Annotated in this window: 1 protein-coding gene; it reads right to left on the reverse strand. The window is 63.1% G+C overall.

What is annotated here, in order from left to right:
* Positions 1 to 49: 49 nt before the first annotated feature.
* Positions 50 to 304 (reverse strand): hypothetical protein, encoded by a 255-nt coding sequence (locus KBI52_RS00605; protein ID WP_114947373.1) that lies wholly within the window; start codon positions 302 to 304, stop codon positions 50 to 52.
* Positions 305 to 347 lie beyond the last annotated feature (43 nt).

The following is a 347-nucleotide window of genomic DNA, read 5'->3' on the forward strand; positions in this document are numbered from 1 at the left end:
CCAGTCTACCGCATCGTTCGCTTCGCCGCCCTCGCTCCCACATCACCCGTCAGAAATGGCCAAAGTCGAGCTTAGGACCGGCGTTGATAATGTGCAGATCGGGGACCATGGCCTGGGCTTTGACAACAGCCATTCCCTCGATCAGGCCGACCTTTTGAGCGGCCGGACAGGCCGACGCAATCAGCCGGCGTGAGCCCTGCTTGATCACGGTCACAAGCGGCTTCTCGCGCGGGGGATCACCGAACTTGCGCCTGTTCCTGTCGGTCGGCCAGGTCGGAAGGTAGAGCGAGACGACCCTGCGCATCGCAGGCCTCCAAAATCCAGGAACGGGGTTCCGCACCCCGGCA

Source organism: Microvirga sp. HBU67558, assembly GCF_018069605.1.
Classification (GTDB): Bacteria; Pseudomonadota; Alphaproteobacteria; order Rhizobiales; family Beijerinckiaceae; genus Microvirga; species Microvirga terrae.